At 33.4% G+C, this 11,823-nt stretch carries 7 protein-coding genes; 1 reads left to right on the plus strand and 6 read right to left on the minus strand.

Annotated features, from left to right (window positions below; genetic code table 11):
* Positions 1 to 64 precede the first annotated feature (64 nt).
* Both DEU40_RS22735 and DEU40_RS22740 read right to left on the minus strand, forming a co-directional pair.
* A complete protein-coding gene (locus tag DEU40_RS22735; protein WP_181397924.1) occupies positions 65 to 346 on the minus strand; it encodes an antirestriction protein ArdA in 282 nt (93 codons plus the stop codon).
* Entirely contained in the window at positions 334 to 594 is a 261-nt protein-coding gene (locus DEU40_RS22740) for an antirestriction protein ArdA (RefSeq protein ID WP_181397916.1), read from the minus strand. The genes DEU40_RS22735 and DEU40_RS22740 overlap by 13 nt, the downstream gene beginning before the upstream one ends.
* Positions 595 to 1,556: 962 nt before the next feature.
* Here DEU40_RS22740 and DEU40_RS00270 point away from each other — a divergent pair.
* Positions 1,557 to 2,966 (plus strand): NUMOD4 domain-containing protein, encoded by a 1,410-nt coding sequence (locus DEU40_RS00270; RefSeq protein ID WP_110008007.1) that lies wholly within the window; start codon positions 1,557 to 1,559, stop codon positions 2,964 to 2,966.
* 321 nt (positions 2,967 to 3,287) lie between these two features.
* Here DEU40_RS00270 and DEU40_RS00275 read toward each other — a convergent pair whose 3' ends face one another.
* From DEU40_RS00275 to DEU40_RS00290, 4 genes are read right to left on the minus strand one after another with little or no spacing between them, the layout of a single operon-like run.
* Positions 3,288 to 3,641 (minus strand): hypothetical protein, encoded by a 354-nt coding sequence (locus DEU40_RS00275; RefSeq protein ID WP_110008008.1) that lies wholly within the window; start codon positions 3,639 to 3,641, stop codon positions 3,288 to 3,290.
* 3 nt (positions 3,642 to 3,644) lie between these two features.
* Positions 3,645 to 7,214 carry a DUF6443 domain-containing protein gene (locus DEU40_RS00280; protein ID WP_110008009.1) on the minus strand — a complete coding sequence of 1,190 codons (3,570 nt, stop codon included), beginning with the start codon at positions 7,212 to 7,214 and terminating at the stop codon, positions 3,645 to 3,647.
* A 6-nt stretch (positions 7,215 to 7,220) separates the two neighbouring features.
* Positions 7,221 to 10,163, minus strand: a complete 2,943-nt coding sequence (locus tag DEU40_RS00285) for a hypothetical protein (RefSeq protein ID WP_110008010.1) — start codon at positions 10,161 to 10,163, stop codon at positions 7,221 to 7,223.
* A gap of 4 nt (positions 10,164 to 10,167) precedes the next feature.
* Positions 10,168 to 11,691, minus strand: a complete 1,524-nt coding sequence (locus DEU40_RS00290; protein WP_228406412.1) for a T9SS type A sorting domain-containing protein — start codon at positions 11,689 to 11,691, stop codon at positions 10,168 to 10,170.
* Positions 11,692 to 11,823 lie beyond the last annotated feature (132 nt).

Below are 11,823 nucleotides of genomic sequence, written 5' to 3' on the forward strand. Positions count from 1 at the left end.
TCATACTTTTGATAAAATATGCTCGGAGTGAATTTCATTGAATCTATTTGAATCTGATTGTATTTTAGTTACGGAAATAATGCCCATTACTGTCAAAATAATCATACATTAAATTTCTTGCCGTAGCTTCCCAATCAATATAGATATAGTTTGGTAGACTTTCGGGAATACTTTCTTCTAAAATATATTGAGCAAATGTTTCATCGTCTGAATACTCACCCATATAATAGTTTATTACACCGTCATAAACACTCTGGAAATTCATTTTTCCAACACAATCAAGGTAAGATTCAAAAACTTCTAAATCATGCCCAGAATCGTTTATTTGCTGGGCTATTTCGTAGATTTCAGAAGATAAATGACCTCACTAATCAATCCTAGTTTTTCAAAAAGTTCACAGTGTTCGTAGTCCTGAAACATAAATTCTGGGTCAGATTCATCAGAATGCACTTTATACATTGCTGTAAGTAGTTCGTCATAGTCTGAATAATCAGAAAGATTGAGCCATTTACCATTAAGACTTCCGTTGTTATACTTTGCGTACGTTCCTACATAGATACTAGCAGTATCAAGACAATTTTGTAAATTTGTCATGTCGATAATTTTTAGTGTAGTTAAAATTTATTGATACTGCCTAGTTGTGTTCGTTGCACTTCTAGGCATTTTTTATATATAGTTATGAGAATCTATGTAGAAAAAAGAACTTAAAACAGTTCTTTAATATATTAAAAAACTCAATATTCATGCCAATTGACAGAGATTTTAACTTTAAAATTAAAGTTTTTAAAATATTTTTAACTACAGGCCACACAAACAAAAACTGTCAATAAAAACATACAGTTTGAAAAGTATCATCAGTACAAAATAGTAAGTGGAAAAATAAAAATAGATCTGCAAAAACCACATACAGCAAAAGAACTGTACGAGAACAGGTTTGACAGTTGGGAGGGGCTAGGGAAAAAGTTAACGGACTAGTACGGGGGTAAAGAGAAAGTGGGTTGAGTCTATTCACTCAAAATATTTTACAGGTATTAAATTGTCGTAAATTCTACTATAAAGGATTATTTGATTTTTTGAGAGAGATTAGGTGGGGGTACTTTTGTAGTTGGGGATTTACCATTGCCTTTTTCCATGCAAATAATAATGCATTATAGTTTTCTGACAGTTGTTTTAGTCGAGGGTCTGGGTGGGGTGGGTGGGGTAAAATGTATGAAATAAAGTTTTTTATAATATTATTTATTATAAATTTCTAATAGTTTATGAAATTCACTTACCCTACCTACCCCCAATTACGATAATTGAAAATTAAAAAAAATCTGACAGTTTGTTTGAGTATCACTACGGGAAGAAATCTCCCACCCACCGTAATAAAACTTTCAAAAAATCATTTAAATATTATTTAAAGAATTTGGTAATTGAGACATTGTTTGTCAAGAGCAAAATGGAAAGATAATGCTCGATATAACTATCTAAATAGAATAATTTTGATATTATTAAATTTCGTTTTAAATTCGAATTACTCTAAGTACAATTAAACACAAACGATATTCCGATCAATGAAACTTCCTCCTGAATTTGAAGACCAATATGTAAAAGAAGTTATTTATAATAGATCTTTGGAAAATTTGCCTGACGAAAAGTGGGAGCTTATCGAAGGCTATGAGAATTATGCAATTTCTAATTATGGAAGAATAAAGAGTCTTGAGCGTGATGCTCCTTCATTATTTGGTAAAGAAAGATATCAACCAGAAATGATTTTGAAGCTAGTTTTTATTAAACATTTTAATAAATACCTTAATCGTTATTTCTATAATGTTAATGGAAGGTTATCAATTGATGGAAAAAAAACTGAAAAACCTATATCCCGTTTGGTATACTATCATTTTGTTGAAAAATTTGATATGAATGACCAGCGCATCTACATTGAGACCATAGATGGTAATAGGCTTCATTTGCATAGCAGTAATTTAAAGAAGATTTCAGCTAGTGAAAGAAGTTTGAAAGTATTTCAAAAAAACAGAATTAAAAATCGACATATACTCTATCTACAACCTGTTAGCCAATACACTACTGAAGGCAAACTTGTTGCTCATTTTGATAGTTTTTATGCTGCTGAAAAAGCTTTTGGCATCAGTGTAACTGCAATTTATTCAGCTATAACCAATGAAGTATTAATTACGGGAGGATATCGTTGGTTTCTGCAAAGCAAGCCTCCTAAGAAAGAGGATTTTAACTCAACAGATACTTCAAAACGTATATTCAATGAAGAATTATGGCAGAGATTAGGCAGGCCAAAGATTAATAAAAGGAATCCGCCTGCTTGTATGAATCTATCCATAGAAGATATTCCTGGTGAGCAGTGGAAGCCATTACCAGGATTTGAAAAGCAGTATTCAATTTCCAATAAGGGAAGAGTTAAAAGATGGGGAGCTTGGAATGTTACAGGAAGAAGGATATTTAAAAAAGATTATATCCTTCCTCAATATGTAGAATTTAAAGATGATACAGTGTATTCAATGTATGTCATATTAGATAATTTAGCTGATAAAAAAAAGAAAATATCAATTGAGATTATTCGATTCCTGTATTATTGCTTTATAAAAGAATTTGATTTAAATAGTAAAACACTTATCATCATCAATAAAAATAAACCACAATGGAAAGCTGATGCTTCAAAGATTATATTACAAAAGGTTAAAAATCTGCCTAAAGACAAAAAATTAAAATCAATTCGTATAATTGCTAATTCAGGACTTTTATTTAACAGTTTTCTCTGGGAGAAGCTAGGTAAGCCTAAAATTGATAAGAAGAATCCACCAGCCATTTTGAACCTCTCTCTGAAAGATCTCCCAGATGAGCAATGGAAGCCATTGCCAGATTATGAAGACAAATATGTTATTTCTAATAAAGGAAGGATAAAGAAAATATCCCATTATGGAATACAGATCTTTCAAAGTTTTCAATAAAATCTATCTATTCAGTCTTAAAAAGAATAAAATAAACTGTCTGAAACTTTCCTGATTATGAGTATGAAGATCGATAATAAAGGATAATTACTTCTACTGTATCCTTAACAGTATATTCTTTGAGTTAAATAGTTATGTTCAGCAAGGATCTTTTGGACAAAGTCAAACATCGAGAGAAATAGTTACTAAACTTCAATCACATCTGGGATCTACTAATGATAGAAATTGTCTATGTTGCGGAACAGAGTTAAAAAAATAGCCCCTTGTTGGGGCTACACTTTTATTTATTCTAAAAACCTCCAAAACAGCGTTTTTTTTATTCTATGGTGAAGGCAGTTTTAAATCTTGATTATCATAACTAAACAACTCAAATTTATTAGAATTTTTTATTATAAGCTCTAGAGATCCTTTAGGTTTTAATATTGAATCTCCTATTTCTATCTTATCTTCCCAATCTCTATAAATAATTATACTATCCTTTTTCCCATACACAATATATGGAATACCATGATTTTCAAAATCAATAGTTTTTTTATACACTTTTGATTTTATGTCTTTCTGTTTCATCTCATCTAAAAAGCCATCTTCTTTATTGAAGGGGAAAATAAACTTATATAAAATTGCCACAGCAATAACGATTAAAATTATTAGTACATTTCTGCTTTTATCTGTCATTTTCTAATTGTTTTTTTCAGGTTTAAAAAACTTAGTATTTGTTCTTGTCATTGATATTCCAAAAGCGGGTTTTGACAAACCGTAAGAAAATCCAAATGTAGAATATCCGCCATCATATTGACCCCATTCATTACCGCTTGTATTATCAACACCAAAGAACTTTTGAGTAGCAGAAGATCCGCCCCAAGAAAAAGCTCCCCCAAATCCAGATGTGAAACTATTTCCAAACCCTTGAAAATCTCTTTTCAAATCAAACAGTTTATCTGGATTTGTAAATTTTATTGTATTAAAATCAGCTGAAAAACCACTACTGTTCGACAAGGACCATCCATAGGAATAATAAAATTTCCCTCCAAAAGTACCCGTATTTGAATCTGCTACATAACCAACGCTTCCTGTGACTCCAATAGGTCCTATTAATTTTTGATTATATGAAACCTGGGCAGCCAAACCACTTACACTGGTTGCAGATGAAGTAATTTTTTCACCGTTAATGGTTCTAATTGAGTTGCCATTTTCAACATGGGCAAGGGTAACACTATTATTACCTGTTTTAGCTGTAGCAGAACCATTGGCATGCAGATAATACATCCTGTCCTGTCCATTATAGGATTCTCCAAATTGATACTTCTTGCCTAAATGTTCATAGCCTGCAATTTGTTTATTAGTATCTTTCCATACATAATTACCTGTCGTCTTGTTACGATACCAATCTGTTGCCTGCCTTCCATCAGGATCAATAAATCTCAAAGGATTGTTAAAAGCATAGTTATAAGGGCTATGTCTTGTCATCTTTTCGGCCAGTGGATCAATAACTCCCCATCTACCAAGATCACTCATATACATTCTTGCTCCAAAATCACTCCATCCAGTTTCCTGTAGTTCTTTACCTCCAAATTTATAGTTGTAATAACTTCCAAAGTTTGAGTAATTTGATCCTCCTATATGGTTTAATCCAAATGGATAGTAATTATTGGTGTCTATTGACTCAAGCATTCCAGCATTATTTTTAGCAAAGGTGATCCTTGTATTTCCTAAATGATCCTTATAGTTGTAAATATAACGGTTTTCTGCGAAACTGTAAAATCCTTCTGTGGTAGGTACAAATTCTAATTTCCATTCAGGTGCAGGAGGAAACAGTGGGGGTCTTTTGGAATAAGCCTGTACTTCAAATGCCGTCTCTGTTTTACAGGTCAAACATGTTCCTCCGTTGTCATCATATGAATATTGGAAGCCATCCAGATAGTCTGTCATACGGCTGGTAGGAAGCCCCATATAAAACTGCTGTGAAACTGTTTTACGAAGCTTTACCCCATCAGCACGGTACAGGTGTGATATCCCTGTATTGATAGGTCTGTCCATATAATCAAAACTCTGGATTGAAATAGCATTAGGCAGATTAAGGTAATTGTAGGCAATGGACTGAATACCTTTATCCTTCATATCAGTCATGTTCCCATTGAGGTCATAGCTAATAATGTTGTTTCCTCCTTCATATCCTGAACTGTTAGTGGAATGTTCTATTACCTGATTCAGACGGTTTCCTGTATATTTATATTCAAGATCATCTACCTGTGTGGCTGTAGTTCCTGATACAGGATAAGCATTTCTTTTCAGGGTCATGATATTTCCATTCAGATCATAAGTCAGGTTTTCATTGAAATTATTATTATACGGATTGGTAGCCCCAGGTTCTGTATATATAGCATCTTTCAGTCTGTTAAGAGGATCATAGGAATATGAATATCTTTTCAAAGCACCTTCTGAAGCGTTTTTCCAATCTACTTCTGCTATATTCCCATTATACCTTCCTGAAGCTAAATTGGTGTATTGGGGATTAGTATACCTGATTTCATATCCAAAGAGTTTTCCATTCAAATTTGCTGGATCATTGATTTTGGTTAACCATCCACGGATATTATACTTATAATCTATAGATTGCAGAGGATTCGCCAGATCTGTTCCTCCCACTTTTTTATTGGTAATCTGGGAAATTTCATTATAGGTATTCTGGGTTAAAATTTCTACAGGGTTACTATCAACCTGATGTTTATGAGAAAGTAACCTGTTCTGGTGATCATATTCAAATGTTTCTGTAATGACTTTTTCCGTATCGGTATCTAATCTTTTATGTCGGGTAATAGCCAGCTTGGTAACCCCTGCAAAATCAAGCTTAGATTCTGTGTGGGTATATCCTCCCACATAATTGATAGAGTGACTTCCAATAGCTCTTCCTTTTGTATCGTAATACGTATAGTTTTTTGTCCAGCTGTCATCTTCGATGTTTTTTACAAAACTCATGACAGGCATACCTTTAGTGCTCCTTCCGTCAGATGTAGGAGTTTCAGTAAGTACAGGTTCTCCCTGAATAGCCGAAGGAAAAGCAGGATTAAAACTGTATGCTGGGTAAGAATCATAATAGTTTAAAGACAATAAGGTAACCCATTTACTCGCATTGGGATAGGTAGTGTCAGGGTTGTTATAATATACATTCATTCCCTGTCTTTCAAAAAAGGAAGTATCTATTCTATTGACATTGTTGGAAGCATATCCATTAATAATATTCTGTTCTTCATACCTTTCCCCTCCAGTTCCAATTCCTGTAATCGCAACTCTACCAAACTGATCATACTTCGTGTACAACCATTGTCCTTTTGCTCTTAATACTGCATCCTGATTTCCTACAAGCCTGTCTGCTTTATCATACACCATAAACTCCCAACCTTTACCAGGGAGTTTCTTTCCCACCAACCTGCCTTTGGTATCATAACGATACTGATAAGCTAAAGCATCACGTTGTAGAGTTCCCCAGCTTGCCAACCCAGATAAAAGCGGGGGGATAACAAATGCTAACTGATCATATTCATTATAAACATAATACGTATCTGCATTTTCGGTAGCGCTGATAACCTTTCTTACCAATATAGTTTGTCCCTTACCATTTTTAAATTCTATGGTCTTATTTTCGTCTTCATCAGTTACTATATTTTTATACAATTTGACCTCTTCATACATTCCATTATTACTGATTCCTGATTCTGTAGCATCATTTACCCACATGGTAGTAACAATGAATTTTTTTACCTTGTCCTCTGTAGAATTTGCTTCATACCCAAACTTTATGGATTTTCCATTCCAGTCATTACCTACCTGTTTCTGTTCCATAATCCTGTCCACAGGGGACTTTTCCAGATCTTTTTCAGAATAAATCTTTTCATTGCCATAAGGGCTACTAGAGAGATTACTTAAAGGGTTGGGAGTAATGGCTCCGTTTAAAGTGCCTCCTTGTGGAATAGGAAGATAGTCTTTTACCTGTCTTCCAAACAGGTCATATTCAATAGGAGTAACCACATCTTTTCCTAATGGTGATGCTTTTACATTGACTATTTGTTTTGGTCTTCCCAGCCCATCAAAATATTGGACAGTTTCTAAAGATTTTGTAGCTGTGGTGCCATTATAATCAAGATATGTTTTACTTTGGATATAGTTTTCTGTATTAGGAAGTGTAGTAAGCTGTGCTTGTAAAATACTTGTGATAAACAAAGCACTTATAGGAATTATTATTTTTTTCATCGTGTTTTAGTTTTTATAGTTATACTTCATTTCCTTTACAATCTGCTCATTTACATCTACTATTTTCTGAAGTCTGCCTGCCGAATCGTAGATGTAATTCTCTCTAACTCCTGAAGGAGGGGTAATACTTGTTACTCCAATCAAGGGATCGTAAGTATAGGTAGTAATTGGATAACTTTTTAAAGAAGGGTTATTTCTTACTGTATTTAATTCATCAACTAAACTCTGTTCAGAAGCTGTATCTATATCTGCATTAGATTTAGCCACTATACTAAGATTTAAATAATCAGTAGAAGATGTTGGCTGCCCTAATGTTTGCATAAGCTGTGCATACGTAAGACCTGTAATCTTTAAAATAGGCAGGCTTTGCTTATATCCGTAAATTGTTACTGTTGGAATACCTAATTTATCTGTTGTTTGAATATAATTACCTCTATTATCTATTACATCATAATTTACCTGATCTACAGTTTTATCTAGACTGATCTTATAGTTTGTAAAATCCAGATCAGCATTAAGTTTGGAAGCTCTAATCTTTTTAGGTACAATTGGCCAGGTATGAAATAGATTTTCCTGAAGAGAATACTTGTTGTTCTCATTTTTTACAATTTCTATAACAGGAGTCCAGATATTAGAATTAACCATTGTCGAATAACTGGCAAACTGCCCTCCTACAATGGTAGTATCATCAGAACACCCTCTTAAACCTGGACATCCAGCTTTTAATTCATATGGATATACATATTTTTTAATGCTTGTTCCTGTAGATGTTGTAGACTGAACTTCTTCTGGGTAAGGATGCCAGAATATATTGGATTCCCTGTACTTTGTATTTGTTTCTACTGAAACTTGTTTATCATTAAGATAATCAATCACTTTTTCTTTCTTCAACAAATATGGAATGACAGGAATATACATTGTATAACTTCTTGTGGAGAATCCATTCTGTACGTGGTTTTCATTAACTTCAGTGTAAACATAATAGTTTTCATCAGAAATTTTACAGGTAGTACAGTTGTTTAATGCTAAGTCTACAAGCTCACTTTCAGGCCTTAGAAAACCTTGATATTCATATTGATATTCTTTTAATAATTTATTATTAGAATCATATTCTTTTTTCTTTAAAAGCTTTCCTCTTTCATAATGCCTGCCCTGAAGATGGTTAATATAAGCATTAGTGGTATAATTGTAGTTTCTAGCAGAGTTAACATCTGGATTAGTAATATAATCACTAAAAAAATATTCGGTATACCCCTTGTTACTAATGTTCTCAGTTACCTGACTAAATTTAATTTTTCCTCCACTAATCCCAGAGCTTGCATTGTTAGCAAGTTTATAGGTATAATTCGTAATATAACTATTTTGTCCGTCAAAATCAATTTTAGATGCAATTCTACTTGTAGTTGCATATGCAGGATTAGGGTTGTAATCTATTGCCTGTGGAGTAAATGGTGGTGCAGAAGAAATTGTAGATATTTTAGAATAATCACTGTTTTCGTAATTAAAAATTGAATATCCCTTAGTAGGATAAGTAATTTTTTTCAATAAGGTTGCATCAATATAATCTTTATTACTTCCAATTCCTGAATATTGAGTACCGTTCCAAAATCCGTAACCATTGACTCCATTCCAATATTTATTGGGCAAATTATCAGTCTTATAATACTCAAAAGAGTATTTTTGATCATTCTTTAATAACGATTCCATAAAATATCTGTAATTTGTTCCTCCCAATGGTAATTGATTAAAGACAATATTTTCTGTCTTTCCAAAATAATTAACATTTATATTGTTTAAATGGATAAGATTGTTAATGTCTTTTATATAGTTATAATTGATTTTAATTTCCTTTCCTGGAACTTCTACACTCTGAAGAATTGCTCTTTTGGTAAAGTTTTGAATGTCTATTATTGCATCTGTACTTCCCGCAATTAATTCCCTGGATTGGGTAACATCAATATTGGCTTGAGTTAGATCTGCCTGGGATGGAAAAGAAGTTGGAAATGAATCACCAGGGTTTACCAATGTTTTCTGAAGAAATGGTGAAAGTATACTTGAATTTCCAGTTTTATAATTAGCAACTATAGTTTCTCCATTAGCCAGCTTTACTTCCTTTAGATACCACGACACAATATAACCTGCTCTGGAATATGTACTGTATCCTCTAGCTCCTAAATTAGAAGAATACCATGTACCTGTATTACGATATTGGGAATAATTAACATCTAAAGCATCAAATGTACCCCCAAAATAAAAAGTATTTCCTTTATCATCAATGATTCTTATTTGGTTAATATTTATATTGTCAAAAGGGATTGGACTTGTTACAGAGTAACATTTAGAAGCAAGAGAACCTGGTCCTAACACTTGCAATTTAGCGTTCTCACAAAACACCATAGGGACACCTTTGTTATCAAATACAAAATATCCTTTATATCCGAAAAAATCAAAATAAAATTTATCTGGTTTGAAATCAGCTTTAACATATGAGTTAGGGTTTTCTAAAATTTGCTTTTTAGTAGGTGATCCACTAGTAAATTCCTGACTTTGGATAATACAGTCTTGGGTTTCTCTATCTTTCAGCTCCTGGCCTGCTATAATCCCTACAACTTCAGGATCATTCACAAAAAAATTTGTTAAAAGAAAATCTTTATTTACCTCCCTTGTAATTTGTCCAAAGAGATTGCCGTACCAGCCCATTCCAAAAATACTTTCATCAGATTTTGGGTCAAATCCTGTGGGAGTATTGGATATTTGACTGGATAATTCCATATTTCCAACAGGTATTTTATAAAGAGGAATTCCAACAGTTAAGGTTCCATTATATAAATCATTATTTGTAGTTACTCCATTTATTAAAGATAAACTCTCTGATGGTCTATCTTGTGCAATAACATTTGTTCCCAGGCATATTCCTAATAAAAGAACGCTTAGTTTCGTTTTTTTCATCGTGTTATTTCTTAATTAATTTGGCACTTGCCGTTTTATTCGTGTCAGTTTTAATGGTCACCAGATAAGCTCCCTGAATGAGTGCCTGGGTATTGATCTTAGTCACTTTATTCTTCGTTTTTATACTCTGAAGCTGTCTTCCGCTCATATCATACAACAAAATATCTGCATCCTTAAAATCAAAGCCAATTTCTACGTAAGCATAATCAGATACAGGATTCGGATAAATCTTGATATCGTATTTTTCAATTAAATGATCAACCTGTTTGTCACCCAGCTTTACAATCTTCCAGCTCTCTTTACCCAGTTCTTCAGCACTGGTCCCTGCCAGAACAATAGAGCCGTCCCTGTTAAGTTTTAAATCCGAAAGTCTTTCTTCCTTCTTTCTGGATTCTCCTTTTACGTGTTTTCTCCACTGCTCATTTCCATTTTGATCTAAATATAACATCCAGAAAGTTTCATCACCTGTTTGTATTCTGCCTTCAGCCTGAGTGTAGCCACCTAATAACACGCCTTTTGTAGATTTGTCATCTGCTGAATGAAGAACACTCATACTCATTAGAATATCTCTGTTTCCAAAGTTGTAAGATTTTTGGAACTGCTCATTCCCATTTTGATCTAATGCAATAAGCCATAAATCTGTTCCTTCTTCTATTCCTACAGTTTTATTGCCTGATCTTTCTGATCTGGATTCTCCACCTATGAGGTAACCATTAGAAGTTGAGGCCAGGGTTCTGATATGATCATCTCCTTTTCCTCCAAAGTTTTTCTCCCAGTCAATTTTTCCGTCTTTTGAGAGCTTTATAATCCAATAATCTCCTTCACCGTAGTTTTCTGTTTTCTTTGTACCACTGATAAAACTTCTGGAGTAAATTCCAAGTAATGCTCCGCCATCACGGGTTGGGATCATCTTTTCTACTTCATCAATCGCCATACCACCAAAAATGAGTTGGGATAATTCTTTTCCGTCTTTGTCTAATTTAACGATAAGTACATCTTTTGAACCGTAGCCTTTTGATGAGTTTTGGACAGTGCCTGCTACTATAAACCCCTGGTCAGTTGTTTGAATAACTGATCTGGCTTCTTCATCTGCTGAAGTTCCTATGGTCTTTTGCCATAACTCATCTCCAAATTCATTGATTCGAATTAACCAAATGTCTGATCCTCCTTTAGAATCCTCTTTTTTATCCAATCCCTTGCCTGAATATGATGTTCCAGAAATAAGGAATCCTCCGTCCTGAGTAGTGACCGTTGAAGATAGATAGTCGTGATTGTTTCCTGAAAAATATTTTTCAAAAACCTGTTCTCCTTGCTGATCCAGTTTTACAAGGTGAAAATCATAACCGTTGTTTTGTTTGCTGTTCTGTTGGAGTTTATCACTTTGAATAGAACTTCCTGTGACAAGATATTGCCCGTCAATAGTCGTTGTAATCTGGCTTAAAAAATCCTGCGAACTGGATTTATATCTTTCTGCCAAAGTACCTCTTGGGCAAATATGCCCGTAATAGTGCATAAAGAAAATGCACACACGTAGAGTTTTTTCATACTTGTGTTTTATTAATTGTTAAATAAATAGTGATTTAATTATTGTGTATATCAGAAATACACAAATTGAGTAGTAAATTTATTGTTCCATAGTTGTGTTTTTTAATGCGTTCAA

Source organism: Chryseobacterium sp. AG844 (assembly GCF_003182335.1).
Classification (GTDB): Bacteria; Bacteroidota; Bacteroidia; order Flavobacteriales; family Weeksellaceae; genus Chryseobacterium; species Chryseobacterium cupriresistens.